The sequence below is a fragment of the Mesorhizobium sp. M0768 genome, from assembly GCF_040320195.1.
GTDB lineage: Bacteria > Pseudomonadota > Alphaproteobacteria > Rhizobiales > Rhizobiaceae > Mesorhizobium.
On record NZ_JAMYPD010000010.1, the window covers coordinates 97,004 to 118,164 of the forward strand.

Consider the following 21,161-nt stretch of genomic DNA (forward strand, 5'->3'; position numbering starts at 1 on the left):
GTCCAACTAGCAGTGCGAAGGGAGACTCCATATTGCACTGTTCTAACAACAATTATAACGGAAAACTTCTACCTGTCAAGTCAGTCAGTCAGCAGCCGGTCCATCAGCCGGTCCGCCGCTTCCGGTATGACCGTGCCGGGCGGGAAGATCTCAGTGGCGCCTGCCTGCCGGACTGCGTCGTAATCCTGCGGCGGAATGACGCCGCCGGCGACGATCAGCATGTCGTCGCGGCCGAGCTTCTTCAGTGCAAGCTTAAGTTCGGGAATGAGCGTCAAATGGCCTGCTGCCAGCGACGAGGCGCCTACGACGTGCACGTCATGCTCGACCGCCAGCCTGGCGATCTCGTCCGGAGTCTGGAACATCGGCCCGACGGTGACGTCGAAGCCTAGGTCGGCAAAGGCGGTGGCGATCACTTTCTGGCCGCGATCATGGCCGTCTTGCCCCATCTTGGCGACCAGAATGCGCGGCTTGCCGCCGGACTTTTCCTCGAACGCTACGATCTTGTCCTGCAGCCGGTCGACCACCGGATTGTCGCCGAGCGCGTTGCGATAGACGCCGGAGATCGTCTGCACCGAGGCGACATGGCGGCCGAAAACTTTTTCCAGCGCCAGCGAAATCTCGCCGACCGTGGCGTTGGCGCGTGCGGCCCGGATGGCGAATTCCAGCAGGTTTGCGTTACTCCCGGCAGCACGGGTAAGCGCATCGAGCGCGCTCTCGACGGCGGCGACATCACGCGTGCCTTTCAGCCGCTGCAGCTTCGACAATTGCCGCGCCCTGACTTCGGCATTGTCGATCTTCAGCACGTCGACTTCGATGTCCGTGCCGGGACGGTGAGCATTGACACCGACCACGATCTGTTCGCCGGAATCGATGCGCGCCTGGGTGCGCGCGGCAGCCTCTTCGATGCGCAGCTTCGGTAGACCCTTTTCGATCGCCGCGGCCATGCCGCCGAGCCTCTCGACCTCCTCGATATGCGCAAGCGCACGCGCCGCCAGATCATGTGTCAGCCGTTCGACATAGGCGGAGCCGCCCCACGGGTCAATAATGCGCGTCGTGCCGGATTCCTTCTGCAGGATGAGCTGTGTGTTGCGGGCGATGCGGGCCGAATGGTCGGTCGGCAGCGCCATTGCCTCGTCGAAGGAATTGGTGTGCAGCGACTGCGTATGCCCTTGAGTGGCGGCCATCGCCTCGATCATGGTGCGGATGATGTTGTTGTAGGGATCCTGCGCCGTCAGCGACCAGCCCGAAGTCTGGCAATGGGTTCGCAGCGACAGCGAGCGCTCGTCCTTCGGCGAAAAGTTCTTCAGCATCAGGCTGGCCCACAAAAGGCGCGCTGCTCTCAGCTTGGCGACTTCCATGAAGAAATTCATGCCGATCGCCCAGAAGAAGGAAAGGCGCGGCGCGAAACGGTCGATGTCGAGGCCGGCCGCGACGCCGGCGCGGGCATATTCGATACCGTCTGCAATCGTGTAGGCGAGCTCGAGGTCCGCCGTCGCTCCCGCCTCCTGCATGTGGTAGCCGGAGATCGAGATGGAATTGAACTTCGGCATGTGCTTCGACGTGTAAGAAAAAATGTCCGACACGATCCGCATCGAAGGTTTTGGCGGATAGATGTAGGTGTTGCGCACCATGAACTCTTTCAGGATGTCGTTCTGAATGGTCCCGGTGAGGTCCTTCTGCGCAACGCCCTGTTCCTCCGCCGCCACAATATAGAGCGCCATGATCGGCAGCACCGCGCCGTTCATCGTCATCGATACCGTCATCTCGTCAAGCGGTATGCCGTCGAACAGCTGGCGCATGTCGAGAATGGAATCGATGGCGACGCCGGCCATGCCGACATCGCCGGCGACGCGCGGATGGTCGCTGTCATAGCCGCGGTGCGTGGCGAGATCGAAGGCGACCGACAGGCCCTTCTGGCCGGCGGCAAGGTTGCGACGGTAGAAGGCGTTGGACTCTTCGGCAGTCGAGAAGCCGGCATATTGCCGGATCGTCCAGGGTTGCTGGACATACATCGTCGGATAGGGGCCGCGCACGAAAGGCGGCAGGCCCGGATAGGTATCGAGATGTGGCAAGCCCTTGAGATCGCCCTGGTTGTAGAGATGCTTGACGGCAATGCCTTCCGGCGTCATCCGCTGGCCTTTGATCTCGACCGGCGCCCGCCGGGGCGGCGACCAGGCGATCTGGCTGAAATCCGGGATCATGGTACGGCTCCGATCGACTGATCGATGCGGATCGGAAATAGCGGCTCGCATACCGCAACGCCTTCGGTGAAGGCAGGCCGCCGCTCAGCCGCCAGCGTCTCGACCGGACGCTCGGTCTTCGACGGGTGCAGCGTCGTGCCGACGATCGCCCGTTCGCCGGCCTGGTAGGCTGTGTTGCGGCGGGCGGAAGCTGCCTGGACGCGCCTCTGGATGTGCCCTTGCTCAAGGCTGGTCAGCACGCCGCCTTCCGCCTCGATCTGCTGGAACTCCTGCCAGGCCGCCGCGCAGAGCTCCGCAGTCAGCGCTTCGACGGCGCCCGAACCGCAAACCGGATCGGCCACGTGGTCGATATGGCTTTCATTGGCCATGATCAGTTGCGCGTTGCGGGCAACGCGGCGAGCAAAACCCGCGGGTAGGCCGTACGCGATCGTGTGCGGCAGGATGGCGATCGAATCCGCGCCGCCGGCGGCAGCCGCGAAAGCGGCGATGGTGGTGCGCAGGATGTTGGTTTCTGGGTCGGCCGCCGTCATCATCCGGAAGGAGGTTTCGGCATGGATGCTGGCGGTGGAGGGCGGTATCGAGCAGGCCTCCTGGACACGCGCCCACAGCCTGCGCAACGCCCTGACCTTGGCCGTCGACACGAACTGGTCCTGGTCGACGCTGAGCGCAAACCCGATATGCGGCGCCGCGTAGACGAGCGGCTGGCGCGCCTTCTCGAACAGCCTCAAATAGGAGACGGCCGAGGCGAGCATGGTGCCAAGCTCCTGCGCCTCGGTGGCGCCGGCATTGTGGAATACCCGCCCGTCGGCCTCCAGCAACACGCCGGGCACACCCATCGAAAAGAAATGCGCCAGCGACTGCGGCATCGAAGCCTGCAAAGCCTCGATCGACATGCGCAGCCTGCCGGTCCCGGCAAAGATCGCCGCCGGATCGATGCCGAAGGAGAGGTTGAGCTTTGCCGGGTCGGAGCGGCGCTTGGTCAAAAACGCCACCAGCCAGTCGGCCACGGCACGGCTCCAGGGATGGGCGTCGATGCGGATCTGGATGCGGTTGAGCGGCACGCCGTCGAGCACGCCCTCCAGCGCCTCCGCCGTCCTCGGCAAGCCATAGCCGAAGGCGTTCGGCGCACCCTCGAAGACAAGCGACAGTCCGGTGGCACCCTGCGCGACGTCTTCCAGCGCCTGCGCACTGGCGCGGCCTACGTCCGGATCGTCGATGCGCTGGCTGACGATCCACGGTGATCCCGGGTTGGCGCGCACGACAGGCTCGGCGGTTACCGAACGCTCATAGAGCGGCTCGATGCGGATGGCGTCGTCCGTATGCGAGACGAGCTTTTCCTCGAAGGACCCGCCGGCCAGCGCCTTCTCCGCCAGCGTCAGCCATCGTTGCCGGTCGGCGTTCGGAAGTTCGGCATCCTGGGTCAAGGCACCGGCACCCATCGGTTCTCCTCGTTCTAGCGGCCGCAGCGGCCAACTATGTCAGTCTACGGTCCGCGGTCCCATATCACAATGCAGCACACGTCCCGTGCAACACGCCTTCCGTGACGGCGACCGTTAACCGATTGCCAAACATGGGCAGGTTCCGCAAGCTCCAAAAGCCATTTTCGACAACGCCCATTGTCGCTGCGCAACGGCCTCACTATACCTGCGGCGGGGTTCCCTTTTCTTCAAGGGATCAGGGCATTCAACCCTATAGGTTTGCGGAGACCGCACACATGGCCGACGATACCAGCATCTTCATAGGGGCCAGCCGCAAGCCGGACGACAGCTATCAGCGGCCCGAACAGCTTTTGCTGCAATATGGCAATCGTCACGGCCTGGTCACCGGCGCGACCGGCACCGGCAAGACGGTGACCCTGCAGATTTTGGCCGAGGGTTTCTCCAATGCCGGCGTGCCGGTATTCTGCGCCGACATCAAGGGCGACCTGTCGGGTATCGCCATGATGGGCACAACGCAGGATTTCCTGGTCAAGCGGGCCGAGCAGGTCAAGCTCGATCCGTATGAGTTCCAGGAATTCCCGGTCATCTTCTGGGATCTGTTCGGCGAGCAGGGCCACCCGATCCGTGCCACCATCTCGGAGATGGGGCCGCTGCTTCTGTCGCGCTTGATGAACCTTTCCGAGGCGCAGGAAGGCATTGTGAACATCGCCTTCCGCATCGCCGACGAGGAAGGCCTTCTGTTGCTCGATTTGAAGGACCTGCAGTCACTGCTGGCCAACATCGCCGACCGCGCCGAAGAGATCGGCGCCCGCTACGGCAATGTAACGAAACCTTCGGTCGGCACGATCCAGCGCACGCTGCTGGTTCTGGAGCAGCAGGGCGCTGCCAATTTCTTCGGCGAGCCGGCATTGCGGATATCCGACATTATGCGCACCACGCGCGATGGACGCGGCGCCATCAGCGTGCTCGCCGCCGACAAGCTGATGATGAATCCGCGGCTCTATGCGACGTTCCTTCTGTGGCTGATGTCGGAGCTGTTCGAGGAACTGCCCGAGGTCGGCGATCCCGACAAGCCGAAGCTGGTCTTCTTCTTCGACGAGGCGCATCTTTTGTTCGACGACGCGCCGAAGGTGTTGGTCGACCGCGTCGAGCAGGTGGTCCGGCTGATCCGTTCGAAGGGTGTCGGCGTCTATTTCGTCACGCAAAATCCGCTGGATATCCCTGAAACAGTGCTGGCCCAGTTGGGCAACCGCGTGCAGCACGCACTTCGTGCCTATACGCCGCGCGAACAGAAGGCCGTCAAGACGGCGGCCGAGACGTTCAGGCCCAATCCCGATTTCGACTGCGCAACCGTGATCACGCAGCTCGGCACCGGCGAGGCGCTTGTCTCGACGCTGGAAGCCAAGGGCGTGCCGTCCATGGTGCAGCGGACGCTGATCCGCCCGCCATCCTCGCGCCTTGGCCCGATCACGCCCGAAGAGCGCCGCAAGCTGATCACTGAGAGCCCAGTTGCCGGACAGTACGACCAGACCGTCGACCGCGAATCGGCTTTCGAGATGCTGCAGAAGAAGGCCAAGGACGCCCAGGAGGCGCAGGCGCAGCAACAGGACAGCGGCCGTTCGCGCTGGACCATTCCCGGTTTCGGCAATGACGAGCCCGCTCCTCAGCCCGGCGGCCGGCGGGCGCCGCGCCCCTCCAACCGGCAGACGGTGGCGGAGGCGGCGATCAAATCCGTGGTGCGCTCGATCGGTTCGTCGGTCGGACGGGCGATCGTCCGCGGGATTTTGGGGAGCTTGTCCAGGGGCAGGTGAGGGGCATCGGACCCGAAGGCGGGCATCGGTGTTGGCAATTCTGTCTTGCATCAAGCGCCAGTAGCAGATCTGGAGGACAGCGGACGGCGGCTATGCGCCATAGCTGCCGTCGGACCGTCTGCAAAAGTGTAAACGCGTATCGGCGGTAGCTAGCTCAGCGTCGCCAACAGGCGCGCGGCAGCCTTCAAATCTTCCGTACTCGCGCCTTCTACGAAATGCTCCGCAACCGATTGCAAGAGCTCGCGAGCGCCGTCGATCTCGCCTCGCGCGGCCATCAACGTTGTCATGTCAATTGCGGTTCGCAGCTCCCATGCCCGCGCGCCCTGACTCCGGCTCAACTCCAGTGCCTGCATTAGGTATGCGCCGACCTCGTCGCGATTGCGTCCCGACAGTTGTTGGAGAAGAAGGCCTCCCTTCATCCGCAGCAACTCCGGAAGGTACAATTGGTCACCGTTCTTTTCGACTTGACCGACTGAATGAGCGATCAGCGCGGCTGCTTCGCCGACCTGACCGATCGCGGATAGTCCTCTAACCAGCGAGAGGTTGAGCTCGGTCGTGAGCAATTCGTAAGGTGCTGCGTGGAGCTTTTGGAGAGAACTCTGGAGGCCCCCGACCCCACCTGTCGCATCCCCGTGCCGGATTGCGACTTCGCTTTTGAATCCCCGACCGACCAGCAGATAAGGGGCCATGGAATGGGACTCGGCGCGGGAAATCAGCATGTCGATGTGTGCCTCCGCGCTCTCCAGTTCCCCGGCCCACAGGAACACCGATATTCCCCAGATCAGGGCGATCGCCAGAGTCAGCGAGTGGTCCATGGCGGCGGCCTCTTCGACGGCCTGTCGAGCACGTTCCATGGCTTGGTCCGGATGGCCTTGCAGCCAAAGGTTCCTCGCCAGGATAGCCTTGGCCAGGATTTTGCCCTCGAAACCGAGATAGACCGTTGTGGTTCGCTGAGAGCGTGGCCCACGATCCAGCGCTGCCTCAAGCTCCGCGCGGGCTTCGGCCAGGTCACCACGAAGGTGAAGCGATATCCCCAGAATGGTATGCGCCAACGCAATCGCGACCGGATCCTCCAGGGTCGCGGCTATGGCTGAACAGCGTTTTGCAAACTGGAGGGCGGTCACGAAGTTGCCTGTCCGCAGGTGGAACATGTTGAGCGGACCCAGCAGGCGCACTTGATCCAACGTATCACCGCGTTCTTCGGCGATCGCCAGGCTTTTCTCCAGGGCGACGCGCGCCGCATCACGCCCTCCGCGCATGAACATCAGGGACACACCCAAGGCTGCCTGGAGATGCATCTCGTCAAGTCCGCCAAGAGCGGCATCGTCGAGAGCGAATATCGCGCGTTCTGACCAGCGATGACACTCCGGCAACAAGGACATCGCCAGGAAAACAGGCGCGGCAGCAGTGGCAAGTCCGATGCCGATATCGGCGTTTCCGCCCTCGCCGAAGCACCATTCCAGAGCGGCCCGCACATTGTTGATGGCGGCGAAGTGAGGAGCCCGCTCCTCGCCGGTCGCCAGACCTGGCCACTCGATACCTGTTTGCTCAAGCCATCTTCGATAGTAGGCGGCGTGGCGCACCGCTAGATCGGCGGCCTCGGCGTCATCTATGCTGATATCGAGGACGTAGGCGCGCGTGGTATCCAGGAGCCGATAGCGCATCATCGCTCCGAGCGGGCGCGTCGCTATGATCGACTTGGCAACAAGACTATCCATTGCATTAAGAACGGTCGATCTGTCGAGGGCAGCGCTTGTGACGACTTCCAAGACCGCATCGAGCGTGAAATGACCAAGGAATACAGCGAGCCTGCGAAGCACTGCGCGCTCCATGTCGGTAAGTAGCCCAAAGCTCCAATCCAGCGTGGCCTGCAGGGTCTTTTGACGCGGTGGCGCGGTCCGCGATCCCAGCCATAGCAAAGTCAGACGTTGATCGAGAAGCGCGGCGGTTTGTTGCAATCCATAAGACTCGACCCGCCGGGCCGCCAACTCGATTGCAAGCGCCACACCGTCAAGCTTTCGACAGATGCTTGCGACGATCAGGGCCTCCGCATCGCTGACATCCAAGCGCGCGCCACTTGCCACCGCGCGCTCCACGAACAGTTGAATGGCCGGGAACGTCTGGACAACCGCCGCCGTAAGCCTTGGGTCGTCCGGCGGACAGGCAAGGGCATCCAATCGGTAGATATGCTCGCCTTCGACCCGAAGCGCTTCGCGACTTGTTGCCAGAATGTGGACCTGCGACGCCGCGTCGATGATGCTTGCGGCCAGAGGCGCCACCGCATCGACGAGATGCTCGCAGGTATCGAGGATCAAAAGCATCCGCTTGTTGCGCAGGTAGGCGATCAGATTGGGCGTCGCGTCACTCGATTGAACCGACAGCCCAAGCATGGAGGCAACGGCTGTCGTCACCAGGTCGGGATCGCCGAGCATTCCCAGGTCGACGAACAGCACAGCGCCCGCGAAGGCGTCAATGAGGTGATGTCCGACCGCGATCGCGACGGTGGTTTTGCCGACGCCGCCCGCGCCAACGATTGTGACGAAGCGCCCCGCATTCAGTCGAGCCGACAGCTGGAGAACGTCGTCGTCCCGGCCAACCATTCGGCCCAAGCGGCTCGGAAGATTCGCGTGCGGAAAACTGGCGGCAGCTGCAGGCTCTTCATCGCGCGGACCGCCGATCTGCGAGACGGGCGCGATGAAGCAATAACCCCGCCCTGGTAGTGTCGCGATGTATCGTGCGCCGTCCTTTCCGTCACCCAGCGCCTTGCGGAGCCTGGTCATGTGAAACCGCAGGCTGCCTTCCTCGACTACGACATCGGGCCAAACCCGCGACATCAGATCCTTTTTGCCGACGATTTCATTCGGCGTGGAGATCAGGGCAATGAGAATGTCCAGTGCACGCGAGCCCAGCGCCAAGGGAGAGCCGTCTTTTGTGACGAGCCTTTCGCGCGCAACCAGATGGAAAGGACCGAACGACAGTCCGTCCTTGGCCTGACCTGCCACTATCGTCATGGCGCTTCTCTCGGAGCCGCCCGCCACCAAGCCGATAGTCTAAGTCAAGTACAGCACCTGCACCATAGGCGAACGGTGGCAGGACCCCGCTGCCCGGAGCCACCAGCGCTGACAGCCACTAACAGGGGGCTCACAACACATAACGGGCGATTCTCGTCCTGTGGGCGTAAGTTTTCGGCAGCACCGAGCACCCCCCAGGAGAGACCCATGAATACGACCAAGACTCCCGAACTAATCGATCAGGACCGCCGCCTGGTTTTGAGCACGGCCGCAATGGGCATTGCCGCCGTAGGTACTGCCAGCCTGCTCCCATCGGTCGCCGCAGCCGCGGGCGATGCGATCCGGCCCTTCAAGGTCAGCTTTCCTCAGGAGGAAATCGACGAGCTTAGCCGACGCGTCGCCGCGACCCGCTGGCCGGACCAGGAGAATGTGGCCGACGACACCCAGGGCGTGCAGCTCGCCACAATGCAGAAGCTCGCGAAGTACTGGGCGACGGATTACGACTGGCGCAAGATGGAGACCCGGCTCCATGCCCTGCCGCAGTTCATCACCGAGATCGACGGGCTGGACATCCACTTCATCCATGTCCGCTCCAGGCATGAGAATGCCTTGCCGATCATCGTCACGCATGGCTGGCCTGGCTCGATCATAGAGCAGCTGAAGGTCATCGAGCCACTCACCAATCCAACTGCATACGGCGGGACCGAGGCGGATGCGTTCCACGTGGTGATCCCGTCCTTGCCGGGCTATGGGTTCTCCGGCAAGCCGACGGCACCTGGCTGGATCCCTGCCCGTATCGCCAAGGCGTGGGCTACGCTGATGCAGCGTCTCGGCTACACGAAATACGTCGCACAGGGCGGCGACTGGGGCAACGCCGTGTCGGAGACGATGGCGCTGCAAGAGCCTCCGGGCTTGCTTGGCATCCACACCAACATGGCTGCCACCGTGCCCGCCGACATCTCGAAGGCGCTTGCCGCCAGCGGCCCGGCGCCCGCCGGCCTCTCGCCCGACGAGAAGCGCGCCTGGGACCAGCTCGACGACTTCTACAAGAACGGGCTGGGCTACGCGATCGAGATGAACAATCGCCCGCAGACGCTCTACGGCATCGTCGACTCGCCGGTTGGTCTCGCAGCGTGGATGCTCGACCACGACATCCGCAGCTACGAGCTGATCGCACGCGTCTTCGACGGGCAGGCGGAAGGGCTGACGAAGGACGATATCCTGGACAATGTCACGATGTACTGGCTGACCAACACGGCGATCTCCTCGGCGCGTCTTTACTGGGACAACGCGCACCACCCGACGGGAGGCTTCTTCGACCCCAGGGGCATCAAGATCCCGGTCGCTGTGAGCGCCTTCCCGGACGAGATCTACCAGGCGCCGCAGAGCTGGGCTGAAAAGGCGTATCCGAAGCTTATCCATTACAACCGGCTCCCCAAGGGCGGCCATTTCGCAGCCTGGGAGCAGCCCGCGGCCTTCACCGCCGAACTCCGGACGGCATTTCGTCCGCTGCGCCAGCAAATCTGAACCCCTCACAGGGTTCCGCTTGCAGTCACACCTGCTCGACTGTCCAAGGCAACCCGATTGAACCCGGGATAAAGGAGAACGCCATGTCAGCAATCGCGCAATCTTCCGCATCGCACGAACCCATCACGAAGATGGCAGCCCCCGTCGAGGACCATGAAATCGTCGATTCAAGCTTTACGGCTATCATCAACGCGCCGATCGAGAAGATTGACATTCCCAACTGGTGCTTCGCGCTGTCCGAACATGAATATCAGGGGTGTTCGCCTGCCCACATAGCGGCGGGTTTCACGACGGCGCCGGATGGCAAGCGCATGTCGATCAATGTCGAGATCATCGGCGGCAGCCTGATGGTGCAACACTATGTCGAGACGCTTGGCCGCAAGGATCACCTCATCCTGGAGTCGGTTTCAGACCTCTTCACGCCTACGGGCCGCACCACGATCCATGTGCATTGGGAGCTGAGCGTCAAGGCTATCGACAGTCGCCGATGTGAGTTTACCAACCACGTCCGGTCCTGGGCCACGAAGGAATTCATGGCCTTCTTCGAGCGCCAGGGCATCCCGTTCGAGGTGCTTCGGTCACAGCGCCAGCCCATGTCGATCGCTCACAACAAGGGCGAGACGCCGCTTTTTGCGGCCAGCATCGAACGAGCCGCGCTCAGGAACTGAGCGGCAGCATCTTTCTTGTGATGTAGCCGCTCCATGGAGGAGGCACAATGACGAGGCACGCACATGACCGGGAGGTCACCGCACTTCTGGTGATCGATCCGTACAACGACTTCATTTCCGATGGGGGCAAGATATGGCCCCGCATCCGGGCTGTCGCAGAGGCGAACGGCTGCGTGCCTCACATGCTGCAAGTCCTGAATGCCGCGCGTCAAGCTAAGCTTCGCGTCTTCTATGCAATGCATCATCGATACCGTCCGGGCGACTATGAGACATGGACTTACGTCGCGCCCGTCCAGAAGAGAGCATGGAAGAGCAAGAGCTTTGAATACGGCACCTGGGGCGGCGAGATTCGGTCCGAGTTCGAGCCCAAGCCAGGCGAAACCGTCGCCACCGAACATTGGTGTTCCAGTGGGTTCGCCAATACGGATCTGGATCTGCAGCTGAAAAGGCACGGAATCCAGAAACTCATTGTCATCGGACTGATCGCACACACCTGCGTCGAAGCGACCGTTCGCTTCGCCGCCGAGCTCGGCTACGACGTAACCATGGTGAGGGACGCGACGGCAGACTACTCGGATGAGGAGATGCACGCGGCTCTCGACATCAACATGCCGAACTACGCCAGCGCGATTGTCACGACAGACCAAATCATCGACTCGATTTCTGCCGTCCAGACCTCGGCCGCCGAGGCGTAGTGATGATCGATCTCACACGCGAGGGAATGGCCAACCGTGCGCATCTCACTCTGCACACCGGCGGACCGTTTCCGTGCGCTCGATGCGTCAAAATACGTCGAAGAGAACTTGGCTCTGGCCGACATGCAGCAGAGAGATCCAGAACAGGCTCGGTCATTACGTGGCAACGATCGGGCAGGACCAGGTCCCACCCAACTGGAAAGAAAACGACCATGTCAGACATCGCAACGGCCCGTCAGGGCGAAAAGACCTCCGACACCGCAAGCGCACGTCCCGTCGACCTGAAGTTCGAGGTTGTCGTTATTCCGGTCGCAGACGTCGACCGCTCCAAGCAGTTCTACGAGGGCCTCGGCTGGCGGCTCGATGCCGACTTCGCGGTCGGCGACATGTTCCGGGTTGTGCAGTTCACGCCTCCGGGCTCGCCTGGCTCGATCCACTTCGGCAAGGCTGTCACCTCGGCCGCGCCGGGGTCGACACAGGGTCTCTATCTCATCGTGTCCGACATCGTAGCGGCGCGCGCCGAGCTCATCGCTCACGGTGCAGATGTGAGCGAAGTGTTCCACCGTGCCGGTCCGGGACAGCCTGCTGTCAATGGTCGGGACCCGGAGGGACGCAGCTACGTCTCCTTTGCAACGTTCAGCGATCCCGACGGGAACGGCTGGCTGCTCCAGGAGATCACCATCCGGTTTCCGGGCCGGATCGACTCGAAGGCGACGAGCTTCGCCTCCGAGGGCGACCTGGCCGCCGCAATGCGCCGCGCGTCGGTCGCCCACGGAGAGCACGAGAAGCGGACCGGCGGCCAGCGCGACGAGAACTGGCCGGACTGGTACGCCGAATACATGGTGGCCGAGCAGTCTGGCGAGGAACTGCCGCAGTAGGACGAGCTTCCAGACGGCGGCACACTGCCGCCGTATTCGTCCGCGGCCTGCGGAGATCGTGGCAGCCTGACGGCCTTTATCGGAGGAAATCATGAGTACCGCAGCCATCCCCACTCAGCGCGAACCTGAACTTCTTGGCCAGACCGTCGTCGTCATCGGCGGTAGCGCCGGCATCGGTCTGGAGACCGCCCGGCGTGCCCGCGCCGAAGGCGCCCGCGTCATCCTCACCGGACGCAATCGCGACCGCCTCGATCAAGCAGCGCGCGAGATTAGCGCTGAGGGCACCGCCGCCTTCGACGCCAACGATGCGACCCAGCTGAAGTCGTTCTTTCAAGATCTGCCGGACTTGATCGACCATGTGATGGTTACTGCCGGCGCTCCCCATTATCGCTCACCCCTCGAAATTCCTCCCGAGGAGGCACGACACGATCTCACGGACCACCTATTGCTCGCGCTCAATGTGGCACGCAGCGCCGCTGGCAAGGTCGGGTCGGCCGGCTCACTGATATTCATGGGCGGCACGGGCGCACGCCGCCCAAAACCAGGCCTCGCGATCGTCTCGACGGTTACCGTCGCGTTCCCCGCGCTCATCGCCAATCTCGCGCTCGAGCTCGCGCCGATACGCGTCAACCTGATCGCCGCAGGCTTCGTCGACACGCCACTGTCGGCGTCGCTGCTCGGCGACAACCTCGACAAGCGGCGCGACGAACTGCGCGGGACGCTGCCAATCCGACGTGTCGTCGGACCGGCTGATGTCGCCGCGCTCGCCGTTCACATCATGAGCAACACGGCGCTGACGGGCGCGACATACGACGTCGACGGCGGCCAGCAGCTCGTCTCGTGACTACGCAGGAACAAAGCACATTGCCTCATCACAAAGAGACATCACTATGAACACGATCAGTGTTTGCGACAAAATCGATAAGCGCCGCCGTCGCCTGATCGGTGCAGCCGCAATGGGCATGACGCTTGCCGAACTCGGCATGACCGCGACAGCGAAGGCGGCGCCCAGCGGAGTCGACCAGACGACGGCGGCTGCGATGCACACGGCAAAGAACTCGTTCGGCGCACCCAGGCAGATCGATGCCGGTGTCCTTAATGTCGGCTATGCAGAGGGCGGCCCTGCCGACGGTCCGCCCGTTATCCTTCTCCATGGCTGGCCTTACGACATCCACACATATGTCGACGTTGCGCCCATTCTGGCGGTGAAAGGCCGCCGTGTGATCGTGCCCTACCTGCGCGGATACGGCACGACGCGGTTCCTGTCGGACGAGACGATGCGCAATGGTCAGCAGTCGGCCATTGCTGCCGACATCGTCGCACCGATGGATGCGCTGGGTATCGAGAAGGCGACGATTGCCGGCTGCGACTGGGGCGCTCGGACGGCGAACATCATCGCCGCCCTGTGGCCGGAACGCTGCAAGGCGATGGTCTCGGTGAGCGGCTATCTCATCGGCAACCAGCAAGCCGGCAAACTGCCGCTGCCGCCGAAGGCCGAGCTGCAATGGTGGTACCAATATTACTTCGCTACCGATCGCGGCCGTATCGGCTACGAGAAATATACGCGCGATTTCGCCAGGCTGATTTGGCAGCTCGCCTCGCCGCAATGGAATTTCGATGAGCCCACGTTCGAGCGGAGTGCTGCGGCCTTCGACAATCCGGATCACGTCGCGATCGTCATCCACAATTATCGCTGGCGGCTCGGCCTGGCAGAAGGCGAGGCGCAATATGATTCACTGGAGCAGCGGCTTGCTCAGGCACCCGTCATCTCCGTGCCCACGATGACGCTCGAGGGCGACGCCAATGGCGCGCCGCATCCGGACGCCAGCGCTTACGCCAAGATGTTTTCAGGCAAATATAGCCACCGGGTAGTCATGGGCGGCATTGGACACAACCTACCTCAGGAAGCGCCACAGGCCTTTGCCGACGCCGTTGTCGAGGTCGACGCGTGATCGAGTTCGCGGCGCCGCCCCTCCGGCAGGTACGACAACCACCAAAAGAATGCCTATGAACCCGATCGCAAGGGTTGTTTACACGGCCAGGACCGCAACCACAGGTGGCCGCGAGAATGGCGCCTCGCGCAGCTCTGATGGCCTTCTGGACATCAGGCTTTCCATACCCGGATCGGCGCGCATCGGCACCAACCCGGAGCAACTGCTTGCAGCCGGCTGGTCGGCCAGCTTCGCAAGCGCGGTTGCGTCTGTGGCTCACGAACAAAAAATTACGCTGCCGGCCGGAGTGAGAATCGATGCCGAGGTTGATCTGAATCTCGGGGACGACGGCTACTCTCTCAGCACTCGGCTCAACGTCAGCCTGCCTGGCGTGGAGTACAATACCGCACGAGCCCTGATCGACGAGGCGCACGACATTTGTCCGTACTCGAAAGCGACGCGCGGCAACGTGCAAATTGCGATCAACCTGCTCTGAGTGGATTGCATCGATCGTTGAAGCAATTGGCATGGCCAGGGTTACATTTTGGATCATTCCTTCTCGCCAAGGTCTACAAAAACCTGCCACGGCATCGCACCTGTGAGAGGGCATCCAGCACAAATACGCTCAGGATGACAGGAGGGGTATCCCTCCGGTCACCGTGATAATCCCTTCTGAGCGCGAAATGTCCGCTCTGGCTCATGAGCTGTCACCGCCGGCGTCTGCACACGGCGCGGCAAAATCCGCTGCTCAACGAAAGCGTCAAATCCAAAGGCGGGCACCGGAACGGGCAAGCCGACGCTCGGCAAAACCAGCAGGAGCCGTGAGCAATCCCGCCTCCGCGCTTCCGTCAGCTCAGAAGATCGAGTCTGTGATCGCCTTGACCGGGCCGAGCAGGATCGATCCTTCCGGCACGCCGGCGTCGATCGGGATGGCTTTGCGGTTTGCTGTGGCCACCATCGGCTGGCCGATGTCGGCCGTCACCACGACCGGGGTCTTGTTCGGCACTCGGTCGTAGAGATCGATAATGTCCTGGTTCATCAGGCGAACACAGCCCGACGACACCGACTTGCCGATCGACCGCCATTCCGGCGAACCGTGCAAGCGGTAGAGCGTGTCCTGGTTGCCCTGGAAGAGATAGAGCGCCCGCGCGCCAAGCGGGTTCTTGAGCCCACCGGGCATGCCGCCATTCTCGGCGCTGTAGGGTCTCAACTCCGGCTGCCGCGCTATCATGTCGTCCGGCGGCGTCCATTTCGGCCATTTCTGCTTCCATTGGACCACCGCATCGCCCGACCATTCGAAGCCGGCGCGGCCGAGGCCGACACCGTAGCGGATCGCCTGGCCGCCCGGGCGCACCAGATAGAGGAAGTGATTGGTGGTGTCGACGACGATGGTGCCCGGCTGCTGCCCGGTCGGATCGTCAACGATCTGGCGCAGGAACTGCGGGTCGATCTTGTCGACCGGTATGGCCGGCAGCTCGAAGCCGCCATCCGACATCGGCCCATACATCGTCACATAGTCGCCGAGCGCCGGCTCGACATAGGTCGGCGGCGGCGGCTCGACCGGTTGTTGCGACAGCGTGGTGCAACTGGAGACCGCGACCGAGGCGGCGCCAAGGGCGGCCGCGTTGAGAAAACCGCGACGGCTAAGGCGCAGAGAGGACGATGGGGATGTGAACATGATTGCCTTTTTTAAGTCTTAAATCGCAACAAAGCGTGAATGCGCCCGGTTGCGCGCGGTTGCCCGAGCAATGCCCGGCGCGATAGGCGGTTCCAATTCTGGCCGCAGGGTGGACAAACAAAGGCAAAGCTGTGACTGGATCGTCACTGTTGCGCCGAGGCAACATGTCCGGCCGTCAAACCCCGGCGACCAGACCTTCAAGGGACGGCAGGATCAGGGCCGGTGGAAAATCCCGGTATTCCTCTGGCTGATTGGCGCGGTTGATCCACACCGTCCTGAAGCCGAATTTGGTGGCGCCGGCGACGTCCCAGCGGTTGGATGACTGGAAAGAGACAGCGCCCGGATAGAGGCGCCAGCCCGTGGTGACCATGTCGTAGACCGACGGATCGGTCTTGAAGCGCCTGACGCTGTCGACGGAAAAGACGTCGTCCAGGACCTGGTCGAGCGCGGCGGATTTGACGGCCGCTTCCAGCATCTCAGGCGAACCGTTGGACAGGATCGCCAGCCTTGCCCCCGATGCCTTGAGCGCCTTGAGCACGGCCGGCACCTCCGGATAGCAGTCCAGCCGCCAATAAGCCTCGAGCAGCTTCGCTTTCAGTCCGGCATCGGCGGACGGAACCTTGCGCAGGGCGAAGTCGAGGGCCTGCTCGGTGAGCTGCCAGAAATCGGCATAGGCCCCCATCAGCGTCCTGACCCAGGAATATTCCAGCTGCTTGGCGCGCCAGATCTCGGACAGCAACTGGCCGTCCGGCCCGATCTGGTCGGCGTGACGGCGCACGGCCGCATGCACGTCGAACAGCGTGCCATAGGCGTCGAAAACGTAAGCCGCGAACTGCATTCGACAATTTTGAGGCCGCGTAAGGCAAGGCGCAAGCGCTGATTGCAGTCCGCCAGCCCGCTGGCCTCAACAAATCTCAGCCAAGCCGGTTGACGGCGGCCGCCAAAGCATCTTCCAATGCGCCGCAACAAGCATCGAACGGAACCTGGCAATGACACTGGCGACTGCGGCGCAATCCGCGACATGGACCTTCGTTGACGGAGACTGGTACGAGGGCAACGTTGCCATTCTAGGGCCGCGCAGCCACGCCATGTGGCTCGGCACCAGCGTGTTCGACGGCGCCCGCTGGTTCGAGGGCGTCGCCCCCGATCTCGATCGCCATGCAGCGCGGGTAAACGCCTCGGCGATCGCGCTCGGCCTGAAGCCGACGATGAGCACCGACAAGATCGTCGGGCTGACCTGGGACGGGCTGAAGAAGTTCGACGGCAAGACGGCAGTCTACATCAGGCCGATGTATTGGGCCGAGCATGGCGGCTATATGGGCGTGCCGGCCGACCCGGCCTCGACGCGTTTTTGCCTTTGCCTCTATGAATCGCCGATGATCTCGCCGGCGGGTTTTTCGGTGACGGTGTCGCCGTTCCGGCGCCCGACCATCGAAACCATGCCGACCAACGCCAAGGCCGGCTGCCTTTATCCCAACAACGGCCGGGCCATCCTAGAAGCCAAGATGCGCGGCTTCGACAATGCGCTCGTGCTCGACATGCTGGGCAATGTCGCCGAGACCGGGACCTCGAATATTTTCCTGGTCAAGGACGGCCATGTCCTGACGCCGGCGCCGAACGGCACCTTCCTGTCCGGCATTACCCGCGCGCGCACCATGGCCCTGCTAGGCGAATACGGCTTCACGACGACGGAAAAGACGCTGTCGATCCGCGACTTCCTGGAGGCGGACGAAATCTTCTCGACCGGAAACCACTCGAAAGTCGTGCCGGTCACCCGTATCGAGGATCGCAATCTGCAGCCCGGACCGGTGGCCAAGAAGGCGCGCAAACTCTATTGGGAATGGGCGCATTCGACTTCGCCCGGCTGACCCGCTAAAAAGCGGCCGGCGCTTCGTTTCCGGAGTTGTTCCAGACCAATCCAGTCCTATGTTAGTCCGGTATCGACACCGGATTTTTCCACGAGGGAGTACGACCGATGGCTTTTGAATTGCCCGCCTTGCCCTATGATTACGAGGCTTTGCAGCCTTATATGTCCAAGGAAACGCTGGAATATCATCACGACAAGCACCACAAGGCCTATGTCGACAACGGCAACAAGCTGGCCGCCGAGGCGGGCATGGGCGATTTGTCGGTCGAAGAGGCCGTCAAACAGTCCTTCGGCAAGAATGCGGGCCTCTTCAACAATGCCGCCCAGCACTACAATCACATCCATTTCTGGAAATGGATGAAGAAGGGCGGCGGCGGCAACAAGCTGCCCGGCGCATTGCAAAAGGCGGTCGACAGCGACCTTGGTGGCTACGACAAGTTCAAAGCCGACTTCACCGCCGCCGGCACCACCCAGTTCGGATCGGGCTGGGCCTGGGTCTCGGTCAAGGACGGCAAGCTGGCGATCTCGAAGACGCCGAATGGCGAGAACCCGCTCGTCCATGGCGCGACGCCGATCCTCGGCGTCGATGTCTGGGAACATTCCTATTACATCGATTATCGCAACGCCCGGCCGAAATATCTCGAAGCCTTCGTCGACAGTCTCATCAACTGGGACTATGTGCTCGAACTCTACGAAAAGGCCTGATCCGTTCCAGAAAGCCCCGGCAGAACCGGGGCTTTTCTTTTTCAGCATCAGAACGACAGCTGCAAAAATTTCACGCAAGCGTGAGGCGAAGCGTCGGAATTTTTAAGCCATCCTTGCCGTTTGTCATCGGGGTGGGACCGCATCCTGAACTGCCTTCAACATGGAGCCAAGTGAATGAGAAAGCTTATCCTCGCCATCTCGATGCTCGCCTTCGCTGGTTCGGCGGCATTTGCCGACCCGGTAGCCGACCGGCAGGCCCTGATGAAGGAACGTGGCAAGATCGCCGCCGGCTTGTCGAAAGTGGTCAAGGGCGAGACGCCCTACGACGCAGCTTCGGTGCTGACGGCGTTGCAGGCACTGCAGGTCAATGCCGAGAAATTCCATGCCGGCGTCGACACGCTTTTCCCGGCCGGCAGCGACACCGGCGACACCACGGCGTCCCCAAAAATCTGGCAGGACATGGCCGGCTTCAAGACGGCTGAAGGCAAGTACCTCGCCGACGTCAAGGCGGCGGTCGCCGCAGCACCTGCGGATGCCGACGCGTTGAAGGCGCAGTTCAACACCATTGGCGGCGGCTGCGGCAACTGCCATCAAAACTACCGGGTAAAAAAAGGCTGATAGCGGGCAATGCGCTTGCTGAAGAAATTTGTCGGCGCCGCCCTCGTTCTGGGCGGCGCGGCCGCGATTGCCGGCTGGTTCCTGTCGGCTCCGGTCAGGCTCGATGCCGCAACGCTGGCTGAGCTTGGTCCTGGCGACGCCGCCAGGGGCAAGCGCATCTTCTACGCCGGCGGCTGCACATCCTGTCATGCCAAGCCTGGCTCGCAAGGCGACGCCCGTCTTCAGTTGGCGGGCGGCCTTGAACTCAAGACGCCATTCGGCACCTTCGTGCCGCCGAACATATCGCAGGATACCAGGGACGGCATCGGCGCCTGGTCGGTCGAGGATCTTGCCAACGCCATGCTGAAGGGCGTGTCGCCGTCGGGCGAGCATCTCTATCCGGCATTTCCCTATACTTCCTACGCGCGCATGAAGCCGGCCGACATTGCCGATCTCTATGCATTCCTGAAGACGTTACCCGCGGTCGCCGGCAAGCCGCCCGCCAATTCGCTGGCATTTCCCTTCAATGTCCGACGCGGTCTTGGCTTGTGGAAGCTGCTCTATTTGAGTGACCAGCCGGTCGTTTCCTTTCCCGACGGCACACCGGATCCGGTGGTGACAGGCCGCTATCTGGTCGAAGGCCCCGGCCATTGCGGCGAATGCCACACGCCGCGGGATCTTGCCGGCGGCACCAGGAAGAGCCAATGGCTGGCAGGTGCGGCCGCGGCCGAAGGCAGCGGCATCGTGCCGAACATCACGTCGGGCGAGGGCGGCATCGCGGACTGGTCCGAGGCCGACATCGCCAACTATCTCGAAACCGGCTTCACGCCGGATTTCGATGCGGTCGGCGGCGCAATGGTCGACGTGCAGCGGAACATGGCCGTGCTGACCCCGGACGACCGCGCGGCGATCGCCGCCTACCTGAAAGCCGTGCCGCCGCACCCCAACGGCTATCCGGCGCGCAAGAAGCCGTCGAGCTGACGGCCGTTGCGTCAGCGGTCGCCGAGAAAGTCGAAGCCGGTTTCGAAGAAGTGATTGTAGTCGCAGGTCATTTCCTCGCCGGGCGCAATGTCGCGCAAGGCATAGGTCTCCTCCGGCTGCGAGACGTCGCAATTCGGGCTGTCGGCATGGTTCATGTAGCGCGCATCGTCGGCTTCGAAGACGATGTAGTTCGGGTCGCGCCGGTCCGGATAGGCGTAGCGGTCGAGATAGGTTCTGACCGGCCCGGTTTCCCGCTCGTAGGCCGCTACCTCGATGCGCCGGTCGTATTTCGGGTCGAGCTTCCAGACCAGCGTGCCGCGGGCAATGTGGTTCTTGGCAAAGACGCCGATGCCCTGGATGGGCGATTTGTCGAGATAGACATCGACGAGCAACATGGCAGATCCTTGGGTGATTGTGTGTTGGCGCGGCTGTGAAAAGGCCGCGCACTGGGTAGCGCGCGGCCTTTGCAATTGCGAGCGGAAAATCAGCTGTGCCTGCCCATTATCCGAAGCCTCGTACGGCTCGTCGCCTGTCGAGACCCTAGCGCTGTTGCAGCGCCAGCCGGATGCCTAAGGCGCAATAGATACCGCCGACAGCCTTGCCTTGCCATCTCAGCACCGTCGGGTTTCGGCGCAGGAATGCACCGAGGCCGCCCGCACCCACGGCGAAAACCACCGTGCTGACGAGGCCCAACAGAACAAAGATGACGCCCAATATCGCCAGTCGAAGCATCACCGATCCGTTTTCAGGCCGCACGAACTGCGGAAGAAATGCGAGGAAGAAAAGTGCGGTCTTGGGATTGAGAACCTCGGTCAAAACAGCCTGCCGAAATGCTTTGGCAGCGGGGATCGCGAGTGCGCCGGCGGCCGGATAGGCCGGCGTTTTCTCGATGATCGCGCGAATGCCGAGATAAATGAGGTAGGCTGCGCCGATGTACTTCACGATGCTGAAAAGCGCCGCCGACGTGGCAATGATCGCCGAAATGCCGACGATCGCCATGAAGGTGTGAACCACGTCGCCGGCCGCGATCCCCGCGCCGGTCGCGATGCCAACCCTGGTTCCGGAACTAGTAGCCCGCGCCACGGTCAGAAGGGTGGCCGGACCCGGGATGAAGACAAAGCCAAGCACAACCGCGACATAAGCTATCAACGTGGCGAGATCGATCATTGGTG

General features: G+C 62.5%; 19 protein-coding genes. 12 read left to right on the top strand and 7 right to left on the bottom strand.

Going from position 1 to position 21,161, the window contains the following annotated elements:
• Positions 1 to 80 precede the first annotated feature (80 nt).
• On the bottom strand, positions 81 to 2,201 hold the full coding sequence (scpA, locus tag NKI08_RS15605) for a methylmalonyl-CoA mutase (RefSeq protein ID WP_352770604.1): 2,121 nt from the start codon (positions 2,199 to 2,201) through the stop codon (positions 81 to 83).
• On the bottom strand, positions 2,198 to 3,640 hold the full coding sequence (locus tag NKI08_RS15610; RefSeq protein ID WP_352770607.1) for a methylmalonyl-CoA mutase subunit beta: 1,443 nt from the start codon (positions 3,638 to 3,640) through the stop codon (positions 2,198 to 2,200). Before NKI08_RS15610 ends, scpA begins: the two co-directional genes overlap by 4 nt.
• Positions 3,641 to 3,915: 275 nt before the next feature.
• Between NKI08_RS15610 and NKI08_RS15615 the strand changes: the two genes are divergently transcribed.
• A complete protein-coding gene (locus NKI08_RS15615) occupies positions 3,916 to 5,451 on the top strand; it encodes a helicase HerA-like C-terminal domain-containing protein (RefSeq protein ID WP_352770610.1) in 1,536 nt (511 codons plus the stop codon).
• A gap of 149 nt (positions 5,452 to 5,600) precedes the next feature.
• Here NKI08_RS15615 and NKI08_RS15620 read toward each other — a convergent pair whose 3' ends face one another.
• Positions 5,601 to 8,462 (bottom strand): ATP-binding protein, encoded by a 2,862-nt coding sequence (locus NKI08_RS15620; RefSeq protein ID WP_352770613.1) that lies wholly within the window; start codon positions 8,460 to 8,462, stop codon positions 5,601 to 5,603.
• A gap of 207 nt (positions 8,463 to 8,669) precedes the next feature.
• Between NKI08_RS15620 and NKI08_RS15625 the strand changes: the two genes are divergently transcribed.
• The 7 genes from NKI08_RS15625 (at position 8,670) to NKI08_RS15655 (ending at position 14,657) form a co-directional block, all read left to right on the top strand.
• On the top strand, positions 8,670 to 9,989 hold the full coding sequence (locus NKI08_RS15625) for an epoxide hydrolase family protein (RefSeq protein WP_502899612.1): 1,320 nt from the start codon (positions 8,670 to 8,672) through the stop codon (positions 9,987 to 9,989).
• Positions 9,990 to 10,120: 131 nt separating this feature from the next.
• Positions 10,121 to 10,657, top strand: a complete 537-nt coding sequence (locus NKI08_RS15630) for a hypothetical protein (protein WP_352679875.1) — start codon at positions 10,121 to 10,123, stop codon at positions 10,655 to 10,657.
• Between the two features lie 47 nt (positions 10,658 to 10,704).
• Positions 10,705 to 11,352: a cysteine hydrolase family protein gene (locus NKI08_RS15635; RefSeq protein WP_352501766.1), complete on the top strand. Its 648-nt coding sequence runs from the start codon at positions 10,705 to 10,707 to the stop codon at positions 11,350 to 11,352.
• Positions 11,353 to 11,573: 221 nt separating this feature from the next.
• Complete coding sequence (locus NKI08_RS15640) at positions 11,574 to 12,230, top strand: VOC family protein (RefSeq protein ID WP_502899613.1); 657 nt, start codon at positions 11,574 to 11,576, stop codon at positions 12,228 to 12,230.
• A gap of 91 nt (positions 12,231 to 12,321) precedes the next feature.
• Positions 12,322 to 13,074, top strand: coding sequence for an SDR family oxidoreductase (locus tag NKI08_RS15645; RefSeq protein WP_352770619.1), 753 nt, complete (start codon positions 12,322 to 12,324; stop codon positions 13,072 to 13,074).
• A 46-nt stretch (positions 13,075 to 13,120) separates the two neighbouring features.
• Positions 13,121 to 14,182: an alpha/beta fold hydrolase gene (locus NKI08_RS15650; RefSeq protein WP_352770622.1), complete on the top strand. Its 1,062-nt coding sequence runs from the start codon at positions 13,121 to 13,123 to the stop codon at positions 14,180 to 14,182.
• Between the two features lie 55 nt (positions 14,183 to 14,237).
• Positions 14,238 to 14,657 (top strand): Ohr family peroxiredoxin, encoded by a 420-nt coding sequence (locus NKI08_RS15655; RefSeq protein WP_352743187.1) that lies wholly within the window; start codon positions 14,238 to 14,240, stop codon positions 14,655 to 14,657.
• A gap of 357 nt (positions 14,658 to 15,014) precedes the next feature.
• Here the strand turns inward: NKI08_RS15655 and NKI08_RS15660 are convergent, their stop codons facing one another.
• Both NKI08_RS15660 and NKI08_RS15665 read right to left on the bottom strand, forming a co-directional pair.
• Positions 15,015 to 15,839, bottom strand: a complete 825-nt coding sequence (locus NKI08_RS15660) for a L,D-transpeptidase (protein WP_352770625.1) — start codon at positions 15,837 to 15,839, stop codon at positions 15,015 to 15,017.
• Positions 15,840 to 16,014: 175 nt separating this feature from the next.
• Positions 16,015 to 16,677: a haloacid dehalogenase type II gene (locus NKI08_RS15665; RefSeq protein ID WP_352770628.1), complete on the bottom strand. Its 663-nt coding sequence runs from the start codon at positions 16,675 to 16,677 to the stop codon at positions 16,015 to 16,017.
• 151 nt (positions 16,678 to 16,828) lie between these two features.
• On the opposite strand from NKI08_RS15665, the gene NKI08_RS15670 reads away from it, so the two are divergent.
• From NKI08_RS15670 to NKI08_RS15685, 4 genes are all read left to right on the top strand, one after another.
• Complete coding sequence (locus NKI08_RS15670; protein ID WP_352770631.1) at positions 16,829 to 17,707, top strand: branched-chain amino acid aminotransferase; 879 nt, start codon at positions 16,829 to 16,831, stop codon at positions 17,705 to 17,707.
• A gap of 107 nt (positions 17,708 to 17,814) precedes the next feature.
• The gene (locus tag NKI08_RS15675) at positions 17,815 to 18,411 is read left to right on the top strand and encodes a superoxide dismutase (RefSeq protein WP_352770634.1); all 597 of its coding nucleotides are present in this window, start codon (positions 17,815 to 17,817) and stop codon (positions 18,409 to 18,411) included.
• A gap of 174 nt (positions 18,412 to 18,585) precedes the next feature.
• Complete coding sequence (locus NKI08_RS15680) at positions 18,586 to 19,029, top strand: c-type cytochrome (protein WP_352449059.1); 444 nt, start codon at positions 18,586 to 18,588, stop codon at positions 19,027 to 19,029.
• Positions 19,030 to 19,038: 9 nt separating this feature from the next.
• Complete coding sequence (locus NKI08_RS15685; protein WP_352770638.1) at positions 19,039 to 19,989, top strand: cytochrome c; 951 nt, start codon at positions 19,039 to 19,041, stop codon at positions 19,987 to 19,989.
• 11 nt (positions 19,990 to 20,000) lie between these two features.
• Here the strand turns inward: NKI08_RS15685 and NKI08_RS15690 are convergent, their stop codons facing one another.
• The gene (locus NKI08_RS15690; RefSeq protein ID WP_352449057.1) at positions 20,001 to 20,384 is read right to left on the bottom strand and encodes an SET domain-containing protein; all 384 of its coding nucleotides are present in this window, start codon (positions 20,382 to 20,384) and stop codon (positions 20,001 to 20,003) included.
• Positions 20,385 to 20,529: 145 nt separating this feature from the next.
• Entirely contained in the window at positions 20,530 to 21,156 is a 627-nt protein-coding gene (locus NKI08_RS15695; protein WP_352770641.1) for a LysE family translocator, read from the bottom strand.
• Positions 21,157 to 21,161 lie beyond the last annotated feature (5 nt).